This is a genomic window from Paracoccus seriniphilus (assembly GCF_028553745.1).
Taxonomy (GTDB): Bacteria; Pseudomonadota; Alphaproteobacteria; order Rhodobacterales; family Rhodobacteraceae; genus Paracoccus; species Paracoccus seriniphilus.
Genome location: NZ_CP067129.1, coordinates 2,068,283 through 2,088,732, shown reverse-complemented (window position 1 = coordinate 2,088,732; position 20,450 = coordinate 2,068,283). Strand labels below are relative to the sequence as shown.

Annotated in this window: 20 protein-coding genes, 1 tRNA gene and 3 pseudogenes; 12 read left to right on the top strand and 12 right to left on the bottom strand. The window is 60.4% G+C overall.

Annotation, left to right across the window (positions count from 1 at the left end; translation table 11 throughout):
- The first annotated feature begins 12 nt into the window (after positions 1 to 12).
- From JHW44_RS10230 to JHW44_RS10200, 7 genes are all read left to right on the top strand, one after another.
- Positions 13 to 243: a hypothetical protein gene (locus JHW44_RS10230; protein WP_089344578.1), complete on the top strand. Its 231-nt coding sequence runs from the start codon at positions 13 to 15 to the stop codon at positions 241 to 243.
- A gap of 109 nt (positions 244 to 352) precedes the next feature.
- Positions 353 to 553, top strand: coding sequence for a 50S ribosomal protein L35 (gene rpmI / locus JHW44_RS10225; protein WP_089344579.1), 201 nt, complete (start codon positions 353 to 355; stop codon positions 551 to 553).
- A gap of 16 nt (positions 554 to 569) precedes the next feature.
- A complete protein-coding gene (rplT, locus tag JHW44_RS10220) occupies positions 570 to 929 on the top strand; it encodes a 50S ribosomal protein L20 (protein ID WP_089344580.1) in 360 nt (119 codons plus the stop codon).
- Positions 930 to 1,117: 188 nt separating this feature from the next.
- Positions 1,118 to 2,458 (top strand): cytochrome P450, encoded by a 1,341-nt coding sequence (locus JHW44_RS10215; RefSeq protein WP_089344581.1) that lies wholly within the window; start codon positions 1,118 to 1,120, stop codon positions 2,456 to 2,458.
- Between the two features lie 87 nt (positions 2,459 to 2,545).
- Positions 2,546 to 3,952 (top strand): alanine/glycine:cation symporter family protein, encoded by a 1,407-nt coding sequence (locus tag JHW44_RS10210; protein WP_089344582.1) that lies wholly within the window; start codon positions 2,546 to 2,548, stop codon positions 3,950 to 3,952.
- A 92-nt stretch (positions 3,953 to 4,044) separates the two neighbouring features.
- Positions 4,045 to 5,124 (top strand): phenylalanine--tRNA ligase subunit alpha, encoded by a 1,080-nt coding sequence (gene pheS / locus JHW44_RS10205; RefSeq protein WP_089344583.1) that lies wholly within the window; start codon positions 4,045 to 4,047, stop codon positions 5,122 to 5,124.
- Complete coding sequence (locus tag JHW44_RS10200; protein ID WP_089344584.1) at positions 5,121 to 5,411, top strand: YrhK family protein; 291 nt, start codon at positions 5,121 to 5,123, stop codon at positions 5,409 to 5,411. The genes pheS and JHW44_RS10200 overlap by 4 nt, the downstream gene beginning before the upstream one ends.
- A gap of 48 nt (positions 5,412 to 5,459) precedes the next feature.
- Here JHW44_RS10200 and JHW44_RS10195 read toward each other — a convergent pair whose 3' ends face one another.
- Complete coding sequence (locus JHW44_RS10195; RefSeq protein ID WP_089344585.1) at positions 5,460 to 6,257, bottom strand: SDR family NAD(P)-dependent oxidoreductase; 798 nt, start codon at positions 6,255 to 6,257, stop codon at positions 5,460 to 5,462.
- Between the two features lie 113 nt (positions 6,258 to 6,370).
- Between JHW44_RS10195 and JHW44_RS10190 the strand changes: the two genes are divergently transcribed.
- The gene (locus tag JHW44_RS10190) at positions 6,371 to 7,279 is read left to right on the top strand and encodes a LysR family transcriptional regulator (RefSeq protein WP_089344586.1); all 909 of its coding nucleotides are present in this window, start codon (positions 6,371 to 6,373) and stop codon (positions 7,277 to 7,279) included.
- A 300-nt stretch (positions 7,280 to 7,579) separates the two neighbouring features.
- Here JHW44_RS10190 and JHW44_RS10185 read toward each other — a convergent pair whose 3' ends face one another.
- The 5 genes and pseudogenes from JHW44_RS10185 to JHW44_RS10165 form a co-directional block, all read right to left on the bottom strand.
- Entirely contained in the window at positions 7,580 to 7,819 is a 240-nt protein-coding gene (locus JHW44_RS10185; RefSeq protein ID WP_245847139.1) for an AAA family ATPase, read from the bottom strand.
- Positions 7,820 to 8,833: 1,014 nt separating this feature from the next.
- Positions 8,834 to 9,688 carry a hypothetical protein gene (locus tag JHW44_RS10180; RefSeq protein ID WP_179217722.1) on the bottom strand — a complete coding sequence of 285 codons (855 nt, stop codon included), beginning with the start codon at positions 9,686 to 9,688 and terminating at the stop codon, positions 8,834 to 8,836.
- A 65-nt stretch (positions 9,689 to 9,753) separates the two neighbouring features.
- A pseudogene (locus tag JHW44_RS10175) lies at positions 9,754 to 10,065 on the bottom strand (AAA family ATPase); the annotation flags it as partial.
- A gap of 330 nt (positions 10,066 to 10,395) precedes the next feature.
- On the bottom strand, positions 10,396 to 12,189 hold the full coding sequence (locus JHW44_RS10170) for a TniQ family protein (protein ID WP_089344589.1): 1,794 nt from the start codon (positions 12,187 to 12,189) through the stop codon (positions 10,396 to 10,398).
- Positions 12,190 to 12,357: 168 nt separating this feature from the next.
- A pseudogene (locus JHW44_RS10165) lies at positions 12,358 to 12,630 on the bottom strand (transposase); the annotation flags it as partial.
- Between the two features lie 135 nt (positions 12,631 to 12,765).
- Between JHW44_RS10165 and JHW44_RS10160 the strand changes: the two are divergent.
- Positions 12,766 to 14,022, top strand: coding sequence for an IS110 family RNA-guided transposase (locus JHW44_RS10160; RefSeq protein WP_089346217.1), 1,257 nt, complete (start codon positions 12,766 to 12,768; stop codon positions 14,020 to 14,022).
- A 236-nt stretch (positions 14,023 to 14,258) separates the two neighbouring features.
- Here the strand turns inward: JHW44_RS10160 and JHW44_RS10155 are convergent.
- From JHW44_RS10155 to JHW44_RS10140, 4 genes and pseudogenes are all read right to left on the bottom strand, one after another.
- Positions 14,259 to 15,073, bottom strand: a pseudogene (locus JHW44_RS10155) (IS3 family transposase); the annotation flags it as partial.
- Positions 15,074 to 15,258: 185 nt separating this feature from the next.
- Positions 15,259 to 15,798: an AAA family ATPase gene (locus JHW44_RS10150; RefSeq protein ID WP_089345806.1), complete on the bottom strand. Its 540-nt coding sequence runs from the start codon at positions 15,796 to 15,798 to the stop codon at positions 15,259 to 15,261.
- Positions 15,799 to 15,965: 167 nt separating this feature from the next.
- A tRNA-Ala gene (locus JHW44_RS10145) sits at positions 15,966 to 16,041 on the bottom strand.
- Between the two features lie 249 nt (positions 16,042 to 16,290).
- Entirely contained in the window at positions 16,291 to 16,602 is a 312-nt protein-coding gene (locus tag JHW44_RS10140) for a TIGR02300 family protein (RefSeq protein WP_089345805.1), read from the bottom strand.
- Between the two features lie 98 nt (positions 16,603 to 16,700).
- On the opposite strand from JHW44_RS10140, the gene JHW44_RS10135 reads away from it, so the two are divergent.
- Both JHW44_RS10135 and JHW44_RS10130 read left to right on the top strand, forming a co-directional pair.
- Positions 16,701 to 17,387, top strand: a complete 687-nt coding sequence (locus JHW44_RS10135; protein WP_245847417.1) for a M48 family metallopeptidase — start codon at positions 16,701 to 16,703, stop codon at positions 17,385 to 17,387.
- Between the two features lie 31 nt (positions 17,388 to 17,418).
- On the top strand, positions 17,419 to 18,063 hold the full coding sequence (locus tag JHW44_RS10130) for a GntR family transcriptional regulator (protein ID WP_089345804.1): 645 nt from the start codon (positions 17,419 to 17,421) through the stop codon (positions 18,061 to 18,063).
- A gap of 55 nt (positions 18,064 to 18,118) precedes the next feature.
- Here JHW44_RS10130 and JHW44_RS10125 read toward each other — a convergent pair whose 3' ends face one another.
- Both JHW44_RS10125 and hemB read right to left on the bottom strand, forming a co-directional pair.
- Complete coding sequence (locus JHW44_RS10125; protein ID WP_179217792.1) at positions 18,119 to 18,700, bottom strand: lipid-binding SYLF domain-containing protein; 582 nt, start codon at positions 18,698 to 18,700, stop codon at positions 18,119 to 18,121.
- Positions 18,701 to 18,769: 69 nt separating this feature from the next.
- The gene (gene hemB, locus JHW44_RS10120; RefSeq protein ID WP_179217791.1) at positions 18,770 to 19,765 is read right to left on the bottom strand and encodes a porphobilinogen synthase; all 996 of its coding nucleotides are present in this window, start codon (positions 19,763 to 19,765) and stop codon (positions 18,770 to 18,772) included.
- Positions 19,766 to 19,866: 101 nt separating this feature from the next.
- Here hemB and JHW44_RS10115 point away from each other — a divergent pair, with 101 nt between their 5' ends.
- Positions 19,867 to 20,439 carry a hypothetical protein gene (locus JHW44_RS10115; RefSeq protein ID WP_089345803.1) on the top strand — a complete coding sequence of 191 codons (573 nt, stop codon included), beginning with the start codon at positions 19,867 to 19,869 and terminating at the stop codon, positions 20,437 to 20,439.
- Positions 20,440 to 20,450: the final 11 nt, after the last annotated feature.

Here is a 20,450-nt window from a genome sequence, read left to right as displayed (position 1 = left end):
CGGGTGGGTTCCATGTCCGATTATCTTCTGCTGGGCGGGGTGGCGCTTTGCGCGGTCTCGATCGTGCTGGCAGTGATTCAGCTGCTGCGTACCGAGCCTCCGCGCGCGGCAGTGATCACGCTGATCGTGGGGATCGTGCTGATCTTCGCAGGTGCCTATTGCAACCCTGATCCCTTTCAGCCGCAGGACATTCTGTCGGCTTGGGCGCGCATCACGGCCGAGGCGACCGGAACCGCACCCTGAGCACTTGCCAATCCATCGGCGCGCCTGTATATGGCGCGCTTCGTAATCCGTGCGGCCGGCCAATATGGCATTGCCGAGTCGCGCGTTCACTCTGACGAAGGAGACGAAAATGCCGAAGATGAAGACCAAAGCGGCCGCCAAGAAGCGGTTCTCGTTCACGGCTTCGGGTAAGGTGAAATCGGGTCAGGCTGGCAAACGCCACGGCATGATCAAACGCACCACCAAGTTCATTCGCGACGCGCGCGGCACCACCGTCCTGACGGATGCGGATGCCAAGATCGTCAAGAAATACATGCCCTACAACCGCTGATCGAAGGAACTGACACATGGCACGAGTGAAATCCGGCAAGGTCACCCACGCCCGCCACAAGAAGGTTCTGAAGGCGGCGAAGGGCTATTATGGCGCCCGTTCGCGCAACTTCCGCACCGCCACGCAGGCCGTGGACAAGGCCAACCAATACGCCACCCGCGACCGCAAGAACCGCAAGCGCAATTTCCGCGCCCTGTGGATCCAGCGGATCAACGCGGCTGTTCGTGCGGTTGACGCCGAAATGACCTATTCGCGCTTTATCAACCTGCTGTCGAAAGCCGGCATCGAGGTTGACCGCAAAGTTCTGGCCGATCTGGCCGTGAACGAGCCCGAAGCTTTCGGTGCGATCGTCGAGAAGGCCAAAGCTGCAGCCTGATCTGACGGTCATATTGCAGAGCAATTTGAAAACCCGCGCCGCCGCGCGGGTTTTTTCATGTCCGCATGCCATGGCCGTTACGCGAAGAGGATTGAGATGGCCTGTTGCTGTCACTATCGTCGTGGCATGTATCAGCCGCTGCACAGCCTTTCGTGCCGTCGCTCCGGCTCCGGTCCGGGTGAAGGGGCATGAGTGGTCGCCTTCCGGCACGGGTTGCGCTGGCGACACGCCCGGCGGGTGTCTGGGAGACGGTTGCACTGGCGCGGCGCAACGTGCTGGGCATCATCCCCGAACTGGCCCTGCGACAACCCATCGTTTCGGGCAAGACCGGCATTCGCTGGCATATGGTCATGGACCCGGACAGCCTGCGCAGGATCCTCAAGGATCGCGTCGAGGATTACCCCAAGTCCGTCACGACCAAGCTGATCCTGAAACCTGCCGTCGGAGAAAGCCTGTTCGTGGCCGAGGGTGCCCATTGGCGCTGGCAGCGTCGCGCCATGGCTCCGGCCTTTTCCTTTCGCCATGTCACCGCATTGGGTCCGGTGATGACAGCCGCGGCCGAGGCGTCATCGCGCCGGCTGGCGCAGGCCAACGGACCGGTGGATCTGTTCGAGGAAACCGTGGCGGCGACCTTCGAGGTGATTTCCGATGTAACCCTGTCGGGCAATGCACCCTTTGACCGCGCGGCGGTGCATCACGCGATCAACCGGTATATTTCGCAGACCGCCAAGGTCTCGCTGCTGGATGTTCTGGGCCTGCCGGCATGGTTGCCGCGCCCGGGCAGGATCTTTGCCGGGGGCGATCTGCGCCGCATGAAACGGATCGCCGATCAGGCCATCGATGCGCGGGCATCGCAACCACGCGGAACGGGTCAGGATTTGCTGGACCTTCTGCTGGAGGCACAGGACCCCCAGACGGGCCGCAGCATGACGCATGAGGAATTGCGCGACAATCTGCTGACCTTCATCGTCGCCGGACATGAAACCACAGCGCTGACATTGGCATGGGCGCTGTATCTCTGTGCGTTCGATCCCGAGGTGCAGGAACGTGCCGCCGCCGAGGCGCATTCGGTCCTGGGCGGGCGTGCGGCGCGGGCGGATGATCTGCCCGCCTTGCCCTACGTCCAGCAGATCGTGAATGAGGCGTTGCGGCTCTATCCGCCGGCGGCCTTTCTGTCGCGCACGGCCATGGCCCCCGACAGCCTGTGCGGGCGCGAGGTGCGCCCCGGTGACACGATCATCCTGCCCATCTATGCGCTGCACCGTCATCATCTGCTGTGGGAAGATCCCGATGCCTTTGATCCCGAGCGCTTTCTGACGCCGCCCGACCGCTTTGCCTTTCTGCCTTTTGGCGCCGGTCCGCGGATCTGCATTGGCGCAAGCTTTGCCATGCAGGAAGCCGTCATCATCCTGTCGACGCTGCTGGCACGGTTCCGATTCACCTCGGTCGCGGGCCATGCGCCACAGCCGCGCATGATTTTGACGTTGCGTCCCCATGGCGGGGTGGTCTTGCGGGTTTCGGCGCGCTAGGTCAGCCGCCGCGACGGGGCGAAGGTTGCTCGAAACAGGTATCCGTTCCACTGTCGCTGAGCATGGGCGCAATCAGAGGATGGGCGGATGAACGCGATCATAGATTTTCTCAATACGATATTCTGGGGATATATCCTCATCTACGGTTTGCTGGCGATCGGGATCTATTTCACGATCCGGCTGGGTTTCATCCAGTTCCGCTATTTCGCGGAAATGTGGAGATGTGTCCTGGGGTCGGGCGAGGTGGATCGCGACGGGATCACGCCGTTTCAGGCGCTGACCGTATCCCTGGCCAGCCGGGTCGGTACAGGCAATATCGCCGGTGTTGCTGTGGCGCTGACCCTTGGCGGGCCGGGCGCGATCTTCTGGATGTGGATCGTGGCGCTGGTCGGCATGGCGACGGCCTATGCCGAATCGACGCTGGCGCAGTTGTACAAGATCCACGGACCTGACGGCATGTATCGCGGCGGTCCGGCCTATTACATTTCGCGCGGTCTGAAACAGCCCTGGCTGGCGGCTGTCTTCTCGGTCGCGCTGATCCTGTCCTTCGGCCTGATCTTCAACGCGGTGCAGGCCAATTCCATCGCCGAGGCCGTCGAAGGCGCATTCGGCATCAACAAGGCCCTGGTCGGGCTGGTGGTTGCCGGGCTGTCCGGGGTGATCATCTTCGGGGGCATTCCGCAGATTGCGCGCGTTGCCGAAAAGGTCGTGCCGCTGATGGCGGGGCTGTATCTGCTGGCCGCGATCATCGTCATGATCATGAACATCACCGAAGTGCCCGGCATCCTGATCGGCATCGTCAAATCCGCCTTTGGCCTGCAAGAGGCTGTCGGCGGCGTGGCTGGTGGCGTGATCGCCGCAGCGATGAACGGCATCAAGCGCGGGCTGTTCTCGAACGAGGCAGGGATGGGCTCGGCGCCCAATATTGCCGCCGTGGCCGTGCCCAATCCGCATCACCCTTCCAGCCAGGGCTTCGTGCAGGCACTGGGGGTCTTCATCGACACGCTGCTGGTCTGCACTGCCACCGCGGTTCTGATCCTGCTGGCCGATGTCATGCCATCCCAGGAACTGACCGGTGTGGCGCTGACCCAGGCTGCTCTGGCCGATCATTTCGGCAGCTTCGGCTTTATATTCGTGGCAGTGGCGATCTTCTTCTTTGCCTTCACTTCGATCATCGGCAACTATTCTTACGCCGAAAACGCGGTGATCTATCTGGGCGGAGGCAAGAGCGGCGTGATGGTGCTGCGTGTTGCGGCACTGGCCATGGTGATCTGGGGCGCAATCCAGTCGGTTGCGACCGTGTTCAATTTCGCCGATGCCAGCATGGGGCTGATGGCAACGATCAACCTGATCGCGATCGTCCTGTTGTCGGGCACCGTGAGCTATGTCACGCGCGACTATCTGCGCCAGCGCAGGGCGGGACAGCGGCCGATGTTCCATATCGACGCGCATCCCGAAATTGCGCCCGGTGTGAACCACGACATCTGGAAATAACCATTTGCCTCGGCCGTGTTGCGCGGCCGAGGCTTTCCCCCTGCGCCGACAAGTGCTAACGCAGGCGCCGACCGGGACGCTAAGGCATGACAATGGATGATCTGACCCCACTTCGCCAGCAATGGCTTGACCGTATCAAGGACGCCGCGGACCCAGCGGCTATCGAAAATGTGCGCCTTGCCGCGCTTGGCAAGAAAGGCGAAATCAGCCTGAAGATGCGCGAGCTGGGCAAGATGACGCCGGAAGAGCGCCAGACCAAGGGCCGCGCCCTGAACGAGCTGCGCAATGAAATCGACAGCGCCCTGCGCGCACGCAAGGCGGCGCTGGATGATGCCGCGCTCGAGGCGCGGCTGGCCGGTGAATGGCTGGATGTGACCCTGCCGGGACGCCCGCGTCCCAAGGGAACGATCCATCCTGTCAGCCAGGTCATCGAGGAAGTGACGGCGATCTTTGCCGATATGGGCTTCGCCGTGGCCGAAGGACCGCAGGTCGAAACCGACTGGTACAACTTCGATGCGCTGAACATTGCCCCCGAACATCCGGCGCGGCAGGAACATGACACCTTCTTCATGCATCGCGCCGAAGGGGATGATCGTCCCCCGCATGTGCTGCGCACGCATACCTCGCCGGTGCAGATCCGGGCAATGCAGGAACAGGGTGCACCGATCCGCATCATCTGTCCCGGCCGCGTCTATCGCATGGACATGGATCAGACCCATACGCCGATGTTCCACCAGATCGAAGGTCTGGCCATCGGTCGCGACATTTCCATGGCGCAGCTGAAATGGACGCTGGAAGAATTCTTCTCGGCCTACTTCGGAAAGCCGGTCAAGACCCGTTTCCGGGCCAGCCATTTCCCCTTCACCGAGCCATCGGCCGAGGTCGATATCCAATGCTCATGGGAAGGCGGCACGCTGAAAGTGGGCGAGGGCGATGGCTGGCTTGAGGTGCTTGGGTCGGGCATGGTCCATCCCAATGTCCTGCGCGCCGGCGGCATCGACCCGAATGAATGGCAGGGTTTTGCCTTTGGCATGGGAATCGACCGGATCGCGATGCTGAAATACGGCATTCCGGATCTGCGCGCATTCTTTGAAAGCGATCTGCGCTGGCTGCGTCATTTCGGCTTTGCGCCCGGTGACGTGCCTTCGGTCGCGGGCGGTCTGAACCGTTGAGCTTCTGGCGGGGAATATTCCGCCATGAGAACCGTGAGGCGACGCCGGAATCGCGTCGTCTCTATGCGCGGTTCGAAATTGCCCATACCATTGTCGATTTTCTGGCCGCGCTGTGTTTCATCGTCGGCTCCATCATGTTCTTTTCCGATGCATGGCAGATTCCGGCGACATGGTTCTTTACCATCGGCTCGATCTTTTTCGCGATGAAGCCCAGTCTGAAGCTGTGGCGCGAAATCAAGTTGTATCGCATGGGCAAGGTGTCCGAGCTGGCCGACAGGCTGCAGTAGCCGCGGCCAACACGTCTGCCGGGCGGGCCATGCGCGCGTCAGGGGGCATCAGCTCACGGCGCGCAGCCCGTCGGTCATCTCGACTATTGCCTGCATGACTTCGGTGGAATGGCCTTCATCCAGCGCTGCGGGATGAGGGTCGTCAAAGCGCCCCTCGTCATTGTCGAAATAGCGGCCCGAGGCATTGGCATATTCGGGAGCGGTGGCAAGATCGCTGAGGATATCGGCACCGATCTGAAGGTCGTTGCCAGCCACGCCAAATCCCTGTTTGACCATTTTCGATGCCAGCAGAGATCCGGGATTGACCGCGATCACCACCGGGCCTTCGGGAAGCTGGCGTGCAAGAACGCGTGACCAGATCGTCAGGGCCAGCTTGCTTTGCGCATAGGCGGGAAAGTCGTCAATCGGGTGCTGGCCCTTCATTGCGGCGATATCGACAGGCGCTTGAGCGGCCGAGGAAAGATTCACGATCCGTCCGTCCTTGGGGATGGCAGGCATCAGCAGATTGGTCAGCACATAGGGGGCGAATGTGTTGACCACAAAGCGCGCGTCCAGCCCGTCGGCAGTCACCGGATCGGGCAGCTTGTAGACACCGGCATTGTTGATCACGGCGTCCAGCCTGTCATGCTTGCCAAGAACTTCGGCCGCCAGCGCCTCGATCTGCGGCATTTGACCGAGATCGGCCATATAGGTTTCGCACCCTCTGCCGATTTGCGCGGCTGCGGCCTCCAGCTTGGCCTTGCTGCGACCGTGCAAAAGGATCTTGTGCCCGCGCCCGGCCAGAGTTTTCGCCGTTTGCAGGCCGATACCATCGGTCGCTCCGGTAATCAGAATTGTCTTGGCCATGTCGTACGTTCCTTTCGAGGAGGGCAGCATCAGCACAAACCCCTATTTATTCCTTGCTATCTATAAATAAATGTCAGAAATCATAATTCATATTTCTGATTCGGGATATAATCATGGACACGGACGGGCTGCGGTTATTCGTGCTGGCTGCCGAGAAGCTGAACATCAGCGCCGCGGGACGAGAGCTGGGGCTTGCCCCGGCGGTGGCTGGGGCGCGTCTGGCCAAGCTGGAAAACGCCGTCGGGGCGGATCTTCTGCACCGTTCGACACGCAAGGTCTCCCTTTCGCTGGAGGGGGCAGAGTTCCTGCCCTATGCGCGGGAAATTCTGGCGCAGGAGGACGCCGGACGCGCCGCGCTGGGAATGGGTCAGGCCACGCCACGCGGCACATTGCGCTTCACGGCACCCAGCACATTCGCGCAACTGTATATCGCACCGATCCTGCCGGATTTTCTGGCAAGATATCCCGAATTGACGCTGGACATGCGCTTGTCGGATACGGTGTTCGACCTGATCGAGGGCAGCTTCGATCTGGCCATCCGCAATTCCGCGCTGGCCGATACCAGCCTGAAGGGCCGCAAGCTGGCGGATGACAACAGGGTTCTTTGTGCTTCCCCCGCCTATCTCGAGAAACATGGTGTCCCGCGCCATCCCGACGATCTGGGGCAGCATCAGCTGATCGCCTTCAAGAATCAGGTGGCGCGCCCCCTGATCGGACCGCATGGGCAGAATATGGTCTTTGATCCGGCCCAGTCGGGATGTCGCCTGATCGTGGATGACGGGCTGACTCATAAGCGGGTGACCATGGCCGGGGCGGGTATTTCCATGAATTCGCTGTGGAGCGTCGCCGCCGAACTGGCCTCGGGAGAACTGGTTCAGGTGTTGCCCGATTACAAGCTGGCCGACCGTTCGGTGATCTGGCTGGTCTATCCGAAATCGAATGTGCTGTCCTTGAAGGTGCGGGTCTTCATGGACTTCCTGATCGAACGTATCGGCAAGACTCCCGGATGGCAGCGCGGCTAGCAGCTTTTGCTGCGCCCCCTTGCCGAAGGGTTTTGACAGGGCCCCCAAGAGATTGCCGGATTTCAGGGCCATGGCCTCAGTCGGGTCCGGCCGTGGTGGCAGGCCATCAATCACCTCTCATTGGCCTGTTCAGGAAAACGCGAACCGAGAGCCGGTGCCAAGAGTGGCTTGGGTTCAGGCCAGATCCTTTCCATCTGATTGGGGGGATGACGGTGCAGGCTGCTGTGGCGACGTGGGGCGGCACGGGGAGGCCGCAGAGGGGCGGGTCATGCAGGCTGTCAGGAATGCCCAGACCGAAGATTATGGGGCCTGAGAGCGTCTGTGCGGCGCTGTAGGCGCACGGGCCCGCCCCGACATCCGTTCGGCATAGGCCATGCGGTCCGCCCAGGGGAGGGCGTCTCCGCCGCTCTGCATCTCCTCGCAGATGATCGCGCGGCCGGATTCGGGGACCTTATGCAAGCCGCGACGGGCGAGCTCGGTGATCAGGCTGGTCTTGCCCGCACCGGGACCGCCCGTCACGACGAAGAAATGGTCACTCATGGGCCATCCTCGGACTTGACAGGGGAAAGCGCTGCGAAGCGATCGACACGCCACGGGCGCGGATCAAAGCAGCATGGATTTTCGTAGGGAAAACAGTACCCGTCTGCGCGGCAGAGGCAAATCCCCTGACGAGAAAGGCAGAACTATCTGGTGCTTTTCAGGAATTGGGAAGGGGCACATAGTTTTGCCTCTGAGCGTCAAAATTTCCTTTTAAATTCAGTGCTCGGAAGTCTCGATGCCGAACTGTAGTTGCCTTTTTCGTTAGATAAGGTTGCCTCTCGGAAGATATGAAAAAAGCCGACACAGTGGTCGGCCTTCTTAATCTGGTAAAACAGTCAGCGCGCGCTGGCTTTCGATCTAGAGCGTTTGCGCTGCAGTCTCCCCAATAATAGCGCAAATATCATTCCGAGCGGGATCAATAATACGGTCACCAAGCGCCCCTGTGGTGACAGCACAAAGTTTATAAGCACTTGGAAGCCCGGCCAGAAGATTAGGAACGGGCCGGCAGCCATCAGGATAACAATAGTATACGCTACGCCCACTCTTATCTCATCTTTCAGCAATCCATCCTTGTTCTTGTCGTTACCCACTTCCTTTACGAGCACGTGGTAGTTCCAGAGAGGGACCAAACAGGAGAGTAATACTATGAAACCCAATATTCTCAACATGACTTGAGAGTCCCCCATTATGTCGGCACCTTCTCGTTGTCCAATCGCAAAAAGCGCGGAAATTACGGAAAGCGTCCCAACTCTTGTCGCCCAGCTATCAACCAAGGCACTGGGAGGGCTCAAGTCTGACCACCTTAGAGTGGACACCCGCGTGCTTTCTTCCTCAGACTTGATCGGCCACGCTAGAGGGGGATTGCGGGTTTCGTATTTTGTTTTGAATTCTGAGATCTTAACGTCAAGATCATCGATTGGGCTTCCAGGGTGCACTTAGATAACTCAGCTTTTAAGGGGTGGATGAATTTCATGTATTGTCGCAAACATGACCTGCTTTCACTGGTATCAGATCTTAGTTGTTTCCAACAACATCGCGGCGGCGAAAGATGATCCGGTTCTCGCCGTTGAAGATGAGTGGTTCGACGCCGTTTTTGTAAAGCTCGCGGCAGAGATTGGCGGTATCGCGTCGCAGCTCGTGAGCAAGATCGGCAGCCGAGATGTAGTGTTCGCCGAACGCTGCGACGGAGGCCTCATCGACCACCCGCCAGCGTTCGGAGGACCTTTTGGCCTTCGGAGCAGCACTCAAGTAGCCTGCGTTCACCAGGTTGCGGATTGTTGCGGTATCGACCCCTAGCTTACCGGCAGCTTCCGACATGCTGATCGCACCAGCTGAGCTCTGGCCTATGGCCGTTTTTGCCCGCTCGACAGATATCAGGAAATCGTTGAACCTTAGGTCTGCGCCCGCAGCACTGCGTAGCGGAATGTCATGTTCGAAAATCAGGTTCAGGAGTTCGAGGGTCGAGCATTGGCACGCGGGCGTGGCCGCAATGAGGGAAACCTCATCACTGGCCGATTCCAAATCGGGGCGTGTTTGGCGATACAAGCGACCAAGAAACGCGTCGAGATCTTCCCTTCGGAAATACGGCGCGTTTCGGGCCATCTTTCCTGCTTTCTTGATGAGCCCTTCCACGACGAACGTGCGCAGCAAGTGGATGTCCAGCCCGAGATAGTTTGCCGCATCGAACCCGCTTAGCACGCCGTTGGTTTCATTGGCGAGCTTTTGCAGCGTCGCCCGTGACGGGTAGCGATGATAGGTGATGGCACCAGATTTTCCCGATTTCGAGATGTCGCCACGCTCCAAGAGCTTATGGCGCAGCATCCGTTCGTCGATGCCGTAGGCCTTCGCGCCTTTACGAAGGGAATACACCTGTTGCCTGTCGCAACGTATCCGCAGGACTGTGCTACCGACGAGCACGGGATAGCCGCAGCAGCGACGTGGGGCGGCACGGGGAGGCCGCAGAGGGTCAGGTAGCCCATGATGTCGGGAGTACCTCGGTCGAAGATCACGGGGCCTGAGTGCGCGTGTGCAGACCTGTAGGCGTGGAGATCGCGCTCAAGCATCCGCTCGGCATAGGCCATGCGATCCACCCACGGGAGGGCGTCCCCACAGCTGTCCATCTCCTCGCGAATGATCGCGCGGCCGGATTCGGGGATCGTGTGGAAGCCACGACGGGCAAGCTCGGTGATGAGGCTGGTCTTGCCCGCACCGGGGCCGCCCGTCACGACAAAGAAATGGTCACTCATGGGCCATCCTCGGATTTGACAGGGGAAAGCGCTGCGAAGCGATCGACACGCCACGGGCGCGGATCAAAGCAGCATGGATTTTCGTATGGAAATCAGCAACCGTCTGCGCGGCAGAGGCAAATCCTCTGACGAGAAAGGCAGAACTATCTGGTGCTTTTCACAGGGTGGGAAGCGTCACAAAGTTCTGCCTCTGGGGTTCAAAATTTCCGTTTTATTTCAGCACCCGAAAATCTCGATGGTGAACTGAACCTGCCTTTTGGGTCGGATAAGTTTGCCTCTGACCGCACATGAAAAAGCCGGCGCAGTGGCCGGCTTCATTTGACTGATCTTTCAGAGAACGTCGCTTCTCCTGAAAATCATGTTGGCGCGCGGCCCAAGTGGTAGGGGCTGCGCCCCGCGGTCAAGCTGGATCACGGCTTCGACGCCTGGCAGGCGTCCGCTCGCCGTTGCTAGTTCAACCACCGAGATATGGCTTTTGGAAAACCGCTCCATCGACTTGGCGCAGACGTAGCGTCGCATTCGCCCGCTCTTCAGCTCCTCTATGTCGCAAGTTTCCAGAATGCCCGTGTCCATCAGACTGCGGATCGTCCGGATATTGATACCGAGGATCTTCGCAGCCCGGGTCGGCCGAACGGTTCCATGGTGATCGGTAGCGATGACCTCCCGCAGCACGGCGAGCGATACGCGGAAATCCGAGAAACGCGTGGTGGCAGGGTCGGCTGCATGCAACGGAAGGCGGTTTCTCAGAATGATATCGACCACGCGCTCGGTCGGTATGCGGACACGATGCGATGCCGTGGCAATGTCGAGTAGGTCCTCCGCCTTGGGACGCTCGACGCGCGCCCGCAGCTTCCCAAGGAACCCATCGAGGTCGCGCGGGTGATACATCGGCGAGGCATTCTTTTCGTCGAAATACTTCTCGACCAGTCCGGGCTTCGTCAGCTTGGTCATCATGAAACGCTCGACGCCAAGGTGTTTTCCTGCATCGGCGGCGTTCAGAAGAGCATCGAAATCGGTCGCGATGTCATTGATGATTTCCGTGGGAACATAGCCAGTCAGCACGAAACCCTGACCAGATGTCTTTCTCTCCGCAAGACCCATCGAGGCCAGGCGACGCGCCAGCTTCCAGCCAGACATGCCATAACGCGAGCGTGCTGTCGAAAGCGAATGAACGTATTGTTCCGGGCAAGGCTGGCCCAGAACGATGGAGCCTTCGGAGATTGGAAAGTTGCGGAAGATGAACTCTCGCACCAGATCACGGATCACATCGAACTGAGGGTCGTCGTCGCGGTGGCGCAGCCACTCGAAGAAGACGCGATAGCGGGTCCGGTAGAGGGTGTTGTCGACCGGGTGAGCCTTTTGGATATCCTTGAGCTTTTCCCTGAAAGCATCTGGCCCATGACGCAGGACATCATAACCAGCAGTGCCTGCAGCCGCCCATTCCGCTGGCGTTACCGTTTCCCTGCGCGCCTTCGGGTCGAGGGTCAGCAGGAGCCCGAAGCCCTCGCAGGTCTGCGCCGCAACATGGAAGGGCAAACGGTCGAGCCACGTTTTCCCGGGCCCTTTCTCGATCCTGTTTCTTAGGTAGTACTCGAACAAAAGGTCCTGATCGCTCGCAATCTGAGGTTCTGGTGGTGAAAAGCCAGAGGTAAGTCTGGTGACGTCGAACCGCTCTCGCGTCCCAGACGACGTGGGCAACGGAGTGAGGTAACAGCCGTGCAAGCAGCAGGTGCGGATTGAGGTCAACTGCCATAGGCCGAAATGCGCAGCATCGTTTTGGTTTGAGGCGTCTTGCAGGCATTGCGGGCAGCCTTTGAGAGCGGTTCGGCTGAAGGCCGTGAACTTGATCTCCTCCATGCCCAGCCGGAACCAGCCAGAAGAGACTAGCGCAGGTGTGTGGCGATGCAGTTCCGCCTGATCGACACCGGCAAGTGAAGCCAATCGCGCGCAATCCTCTTGATCGCCATTGGATAGTTTCAAATAGTCGATCCCGAAGTCCGACAGTAACATGGCCATGCCTGACACGCCGTTGCGACGTGCCAAGCGGGATGCGAGAGAGGTTGCGGATTCTCCGTTCTGGTATTTTACATTTAAGGGCAACGGCTTGACTGTCGAGAACATCATGTGCGGTTCTCCCGAGAAAACACCTGACGGGCGTCGACGCGCATGAAATCCGGCACGACAAACGGATTGAACTCGGCATCGCAGGAGGTCCGCCGATGGTACGCCCTGATGAAATTGCGTTGGTTCAGTGGTAATCCCCCCGTTTTTACGGGGGCTTGGTCGTAGAATTTACGCGGCCATTCTCAGTTTCTGTGCGGGTGTCATCCCGCCGTTGCCCATGTTCGGGCGTTCATTGTTGTAGGACCAGAGCCATTCGGTGGCAATCTGCTGCACCTCGTCGATGCTTTCGAAGATGTGGAGGTCCAGCCATTCGTGCCGGACCGTCCGGTTGTAGCGCTCGACATAAGCGTTCTGCTGCGGTTTCCCCGGCTGTATGTGGGCCAAGGAGATGCCCTTGTTTTCGGCCCATTCCATGAGGGTGCCGCTGATGTATTCTGGGCCGTAGCACGTCGGGAAGAAGCGCTGTTTTAAGGTTATGGCCACGCGCGTAGCCCCCAAATAGCGCAGCGTGTGGCCATAACCGGTCTCAGGTCTCAACAGTGGTTTTGCAGAACCACACCGCTGAGGAGACCGGCTATGCCCGCCAACCATTCTACTGCTGCGACTGTGCTTGTCGCCATCGACATTTCCAAGCACCGCCACGAGGTCTTGATCGAGGTACCGGGCAAGAAGCGCCGTCGTCGCATGACGATCATGAACACGTTGGAAGACTTCCAGCGCTTGTCCGCGAGCCTGGCCAGCTACGGCCTGCCTGTGCGGGTCGGGTTCGAGGCGACCGGCAACTATCACAGGCCACTGGCACATCATCTCGGGCAGGCCGGGTTTGACTTGAAGCTCATCCCTTCTGTCGGGCTCGCCCGGACGCGCGAGGCCCTGCACAACAGTTGGGACAAGAACGACCCGAAGGATGCCCAGGTCATCCTGCACATGCTGGAGATTGGCGCCGTGCAGTTCTTTCATGATCCGCTGGTCGTCGGGACCGCCGACATCCAGGAATTGTCAAAGACGCACGAGATCGTTTCACGCTCGAAGACCGAGCTCTGGCACCGCATCCTGACCCATTACCTGCCGCTCTATTTCCCAGAGGCCGAACGGTTTCACCGAAGCTCACGAACCGATTGGTTCCTGGCCTTCCTCGAGAAGTATCCGACACCGACGATGATCACGGCCATGAGCCAGGAAACCTTCATCGCAGACGCTTGGCAGGTGGTGGGCAGGAAGGTCGCCAAGGAGCGCCTGCTTTCAGATATTTACGCTACGGCGGTCAACTCTGTTGGATTGCCCGTGGAACCGGATTCCGACGCCGTTCGCATGTTCCGCCTGGTCCTTTCCGAAGGTAGAAGCCTCGTCCGCCAGCGCAACGAGATCGAGGCCCGGGCGGTCGCGCTGCTCTCCGATCTGCCGGATTATCAGCTACTGACAACCATCCCCGGCATTGGTCCGATCAATGCCATGACCATCTTGGCCGAGGCCGGTGACCTACGCCGATTTCGGCATCATCGGCAGTTCCTGAAGTTCTGCGGCATGGATCTTGCCACCGTGCAGTCCGGCATGTTTCGCGGGCAGAGCCGGATCTCGAAGTACGGCAATGCCCGGCTGCGCCGCACGCTATGGATGGCCGGCCAGACGGCGGTCCAGACAAAGACCAACAGCTTTCGGGACAAGTTCGAACGCTACATCTCGAAAGACCGACACAACGCTCATCTGCGCCGCAAGGCCTACACCGCGATCGCGGCCAAGATGGCGCGCACCGTACACGCTGTGGTCAATCACGGCGAACCCTATCGCCCCTTCTTCGAGGGGGTGAGCCCAGGCGGAAGGACCTCTCTCTGACTGAGCCGTGGAGGCAGTCAATCTGACCTCGTAGATAATGTTCGGGCCTTCTGCTTGGGATTTGGGATCTCGTATTAAGGACGGTGAGGGCCGCCAGCGCGCGTACCCTGTGTTTGCTATGGATGAGATCATTTCTTGACGGCAGAGCCCGTCTGGGCAACCTTATCAGGGTATCCGGACAGCCGGATGCCACACGACCTGCTGACCTAAGCAGCCAGATTTTCCTGACATAGGACGTTGTCGACTCGTATGGTTCGAGGCGCACCACGCCATTCGATGATCTGGTTCAGCGCCCTGACGACGCGTTCCGCGGGTAGCGAGAAGTCGACCTCGATACCCAGCCCTTCACGGTTGAAGTCGTCCAGGACATTCAGCAGCCGGAACTGGCGTCCGTCCCCGAGGCGATCTGCCATGAAGGCCATGGACCAGACTTCGTTCGGCTGTTCTGGCACGGCCAACTCGTCGGGCTTCTCCCGTTTCAGCCGTTTGCGCGGCTTGATCCTGAGGTTCAGCTCCAGCTCGCGGTAGATCCGGTAGACCCGCTTGTGGTTCCAGCCATGGCCCTGGACATTGCGCAGGTAGAGAAAGCACAGGCCAAAGCCCCAGGTCTTCTTCGCCTTCGTCAGCCCAAGCAGCAGGTCGGCGATCTGCTCGTTCTCATCGTCCAGCTTCGGGCTGTATCGGTAGCAGGTCTCGCTGACATCAAATGCCCGGCACGCCAGTGCGATGCTGACGCCCTTCATCGCCACCGCTTTCACGGCCAACTCTCGGCGTTGAGCTGGCCGCTTCATTTTTTTCCGAGCGCCTCCTTCAGCAGGTCGTTTTGCATGCTGACATCAGCGAACATACGCTTCAGGCGGCGGTTCTCCTCGGCCATCGCCTTCATCTCGCTGATCAGGCTCGCATCCATACCGCCATATTTGGCCCGCCATTTGTAAAGCGTGGCACTGCTCATGCCATGTTCACGGCACAACTCGGCAGCAGGAACGCCGCCTTCCATCTGGCGCAGCACGCCCATGATCTGGGCTTCTGTGAAACGTGTCTTCTTCATCGGTATCTCCTCGTTCATCCTGCCGAGAAAATTCTACTTCCGCAGCCCCCTAAGATCGGGGGGGATTACCGCCGCATCGGTTGCGAAGGTCCGGTAAGGGCCGTCGGCTTCAGGTAGTAGGAGGCAGGAGGGAGCTGCGCGGTTTGTCCGCTCCAGTAGATCCTCCGTCCATCTGGAGAATCCGGTCAGAGCGCTAGTTGCGCAGAGACAAAATCAGCGCGTGATACGATGTCGGTGCACGGGAGCTCCGTGATCTTGTATCCGAGAGCGATGTAGGTTTCCCGCATGACGGCGCAGGTCGCTTCGGCCTCGGTGCGGGTCTGCGTGCGTTCGGTGTCTTGTGTGAAGATCTCGTCCCAGTAGGGTGTCAGGAAGACGCGGGCGTTGTAACGGGCTGCCGTGGCCGTAGCGGCGACGTGGGGCGGCACGGGGATGCCGCAGAGGGTCAGGTAGCCCATTATGTCGGGAATGCCCCGGTCGAAGATCACGGGGTCTGAGAGCGCCTGTGCGGCACTGTAGGCGCTCAGGTCCCGTTCCAGCATTCGTTCGGCATAGGCCATGCGATCCGCCCACGGAAGGGCGGCTCCGCAGCTGGCCATCTCCTCGCGGATGATCGTGCGGCCAGATTCGGGTACAGTGTGGAAGCCGCGGCGGGCGAGTTCGGTGATCAGGCTGGTTTTGCCCGCACCTGGGCCGCCCGTCACGACGAAGAAATGGTTGTTCATGGGCCATTCTCGGGTGTGACAGGGAAGGCGCCGCGACGGAATCAACACGCACGGGCGCGTGATCGAGGCAGCATGGATTTTTGTAGGGAAAACAGCACCCGTCTGCGCGGCAGAGGCAAACCCTCTGACGATAAAGGCAGAACTATCTGGTGCTTTTCAGGAATATTTGGTGGAGCCAAGGGGAGTCGAACCCCTGACCTCTTGAATGCCATTCAAGCGCTCTACCAACTGAGCTATGGCCCCACCTGAGGTCTGCAGGACTGTGTCTGTCGCTGCGTGTGCAGTCCTATAGAAGGGACTTTGGGGGGCTGCAAGCAAAAAAATGCAGAGTTGAGGAAGATATTCGTTTTTTATGTCAGAGAGGTCTCGCCGAATGGATGATCTGCTCTGAAACGGATGACATCCGGCAGCCGGACATGCAAAAACGCGACCCGTGGGCCGCGTTTGAACATGGCGTCTCAGACTGACGCGACCGGGAATCGGTCGGCTGTCTTATTCGTCGTCGTCGCTGGCGACATCGGCGATCTCGTCCAGCGAAACATCGGCGTCATCATCGTCGTCTTCCAGCAGATCATCATCGAGATCTCCGGCGTCGGTATCCAGATCATCGTCGGTGCTGGCCAGGTTGTCGTCCTTGGTCGAGGTCTTTTCGGCAACCAGCGTCTTGCCGCGGCCGTCGTTCAGACTTTCCAGAGTGAACTGATTTCCGCAGGCCGGGCAGGCCATGGGATTGTTGTTCAGATCATAGAAACGGGTCGAACAATGCGGGCACAGACGTTTCGTGCCCCATTCCTCTTTGGGCATGGTATTCTCCTTCCGCCGTGTTTAGGAAATTGGCGACCCCCTGCCACAGCACCGGCGGGCTGTCAAAGGGTTTTGTGAATTGGTGGGGCAGGGCAGGCGTGTCCAACAGCATCATATTGGGTAATGGCATAGAGGTGCAACTGCGTCGTTCGGCACGGGCGCGCCGGATGACCCTGCGTGTTCCGCGCGACGGGGGCGATGTGGTTCTGACTCTGCCGGCATCAATGCCCGTGTCGCAGGGACGCAGATTCGCCGAGGAAAAGCAGGACTGGCTGAACCGGGCCCTGCAGCGCCGCCCCGCGGTTCAGAAGGTGGCTGTGGGTGTCGCCATTCCGATCGCGGGGAGGGCGCGCCAGGTGGTTTCCGGTGCCGTCGCAGCGCCGAAGCTGGAGGATGACCGCCTGCTTGTCCCCCAAGGAAAAACCGCAGGGCCGGTCGTGCAGGCTTTTCTGCGTCATCACGCCCACCAGCGTCTCTGCGTGGCCTGTGACCATCATACGCATGCGCTGGGGCGCGACTATCGGATGATCACCCTGCGGGACACACGGTCGCGCTGGGGCAGCTGTTCCGCGGACGGGCGGCTGATGTTTTCCTGGCGGTTGGCGATGGCGCCGCCCGATGTGCTGGATTATGTCGCCGCGCATGAGGTGGCGCATCTGGTCCATATGGATCATTCCCGCCGCTTCTGGGCGCAGGTCGAAGCCCTGCTGCCCGACTATCGGACAAGCCGTGCATGGCTGCGCTTGCATGGCGGCGATCTGATGAGATGGAAATTCCGCGATTGACTGTCGCCGGATTTGTGATCACGAAGGACCCATGACTGCAAGCCGATCATCAGACCCCGCGGCGCATGAGCGTCTGTATCGCAGTTTGCGCAGCCGGATCATGCTGGGCGAACTGGACCCGGGAATCGCGCTGACCCTTCGCGGACTGGCTGCTGACTATCACATGTCGATGACGCCCGCGCGCGAAGCCGTGCGGCGGCTGGTTGCCGAGGGGGCACTGACCCTTTCCACCTCGGGGCGGGTGTCCACGCCGGAACTCTCGGATGAGCGGATCGAGGAACTGGCGGCCTTGCGTGCCCTGATCGAACCGGAACTGGCCGCGCGGGCTTTGCCAAGGGCGCATTTTGCGCTGATCGACCGTCTGGCGCAGATGAATGCGCGGATCGCCGATGCGGTCGAGCGCCATGACGCGGTGGGTTATATCCGCTGCAATCTTGAGTTTCACCGCATGCTGTATCTGCGTGCGCAGGCCCCGGCGATGCTGGCCATGCTGGAAACGATCTGGCTGCAACTGGGGCCGACGATGCGGGCGCTGTACGGTCGGGTCAAGCGCAACGAGCCGCCGCGCCATCACCGGATGATCCTGGCGGCCCTGCGTGCGGGCGATGAGCCCGCCTTGCGGCTGGCCGTGCGGGCCGATGTGACGCATGGATTGCGGCATCTGACCTCGACCTGATCACGGTCTGTTCGCGCGGTTCCGCCCGGCAGGGCCGGACGGAGGAGCTGATCTTCTAGAGCGTCAGATTCGACGGGATGACACGGCTGTATTTCGTGCCCTCGATCGAGGCGCCCGCCATCAGGCCCGATTGTCCGAAGATCATCGCCACAACCGGATATTGCGCGGTGATGGAATCGGCGCCGATATTGGTGCCGCCATTGGGGATGGCGTAATAGGCATCTGCCCCTGCAACCCAGCCCGAAGCTGCCCGGAACGAGGCCAGCGCCTGATCGGTCTGGAAGACAAGGATATGGGAGTATTGCTGCGCGCCCAGCTGAAAGCCGAAGGTAGCCTGTGTGGCGGAATAGTAATCGACGGTCGCGCCATTGATGCGCAGGGCACCCTGTCCATAGGCCCCGCCGACACCCAGAGCAGCCTCGGTCATCAGGGGCATATAGAGAACACCCTTGGCGTTCTGGATCAGGGGGGCGGCATTGGGATAGTTCTGCAGCAGGAACTGATGGGTCTGATCGACCCGAGCATCCAGACGTGCTGCCGCGTTATTGCCGACACCGTTGCTGCACCCGGCCAACGCCAGTGCCGCGCCCCCCGTTGCCAGCAAGCATCTGCGGTTCATCATGCTGTATCTGCTCATTTTGTTGCCTCATCATCAGGGGCGCGCTTTGACAGCCCATTGCCGCGCAAGATACGTCAGCTTGCCCGGTCATGCCAGCATTTCGGCCACGACCGGCGCGAAATAGCTGAGCACCCCGTCACATCCCGCCCTGCGGAAAGCCAGCAGGCTTTCCAGCATCGCGTCGCGCGACAGCCAGCCATTGCGGATCGCGCCTTCCAGCATCGCGTATTCGCCGCTGACCTGATAGGCGAATGTCGGGGCGCCGAATTCGTCTTTGACCGCCCGACAGATGTCCAGATAGGGCATGCCCGGCTTGACCATGACCATATCCGCACCTTCGGACAGGTCGCGTGCCACGCAGCGCAGGGCCTCGCCGCGATTGGCGGGATTGATCTGATAGGTCTTCTTGTCGCCGACCAGCCGCCCCGATGCGCCGACGGCATCGCGGAAGGGACCATAGAAGGCGCTGGCGAATTTCGCCGCATAGGACAGGATCGCCACATCCTTGTGCCCCTCGGTCTCCAAAGCCGTCCGCAGTGCGCCGATCCGTCCGTCCATCATGTCCGACGGCCCAAGGATGTCCGCGCCCGCATCGGCCTGCGCCAGGGCCATGCGCACCAGCGCCTCGACGGTTTCGTCATTGAGGATCTCGCCATCGCGAACAATGCCGTCATGGCCATTGGCATTATAGGGATCCAGCGCGATATCGGTCATCACCGCCAGTTCCGGCACGGCGTCCTTGATGGCGCGGATGGCGCGGTTACCGATATTGTCGGGGTCCCATGCGCGCTCGCAGGCCTCGGTCTTCAGATCCTGATCGGAATGAGGAAAGACGCAGACCGCCGGAATGCCAAGCCGCGCGGCACGTTCCGCCGCACGCTGGACACCATCCAGGGTCAGCCGCCGGACACCGGGCATCGAGGCGATCTCGCCCTCTCCGCCGGGCACCTCGGTCACGAAAACCGGCCAGATCAGATTGGCGGGCGTCAGGTTCACTTCGCTGACCATGGCGCGCAGGTTTTCGGTGCGACGCAGGCGACGCAGGCGGGTGGCGGGGAAGGGGGCGATGATGGGAGTGGCCATGATGGCATCCTTTCGGGACTTGGGCGGGAAGGCAGCGGGTGCTTTCCCTTGGCGTGCTGCCGTTCTAAGGTCGCGCGCGACCAAGAACAAGGAACTGCCTCGTGCCTGAATTTGACGGTTTGATCAGACTGCTGGACAGTCGTTCTTTCGGGACGATCTGGTTCTGGCTTGCCCTGCTGGGCATGTGGTCCGCGACGGGGCGCAATATTCTGGGCGTGCCAAGCGAGGTTCTGCTGCAGGCCCGCCGCGCCCAGGCAGCCGGAGAACCCGAAAGCCCTGCGGTCATCACCCTGCTGGACTGGCTGTCGCTGACCCTTCCGCGCTGGCTGCTGGGGCCACAGGAGGGAGCGATCTTTCTGGCGGTGACATCCTTCCTGATGTCCTCGATCGCGATTCTTGGCTTTGGTTACGGGCTGGAGATGGCACAGGCGCTGACCCTGCTGCTGGTGCCTTTCCTGATCCTGTTCTGGATGCGGGTGCTGCTGGCGCGGCAGCTGGCACCGCTGCTGGCGGCCGGTCAGGCCGGTGAACGGCCGTTGGACGGCGTGGCCATTGATGCGGGGCGATACATGATCCGCCATCGCCGTCTTGTCTCGCTGCTGTCGGTATTCTCTGTTGCGGTGACGGCAGGCTGGGGAACTTTATGGGCTTTGACCCATCCCAACGGGCTGTAACGCTTGACTCC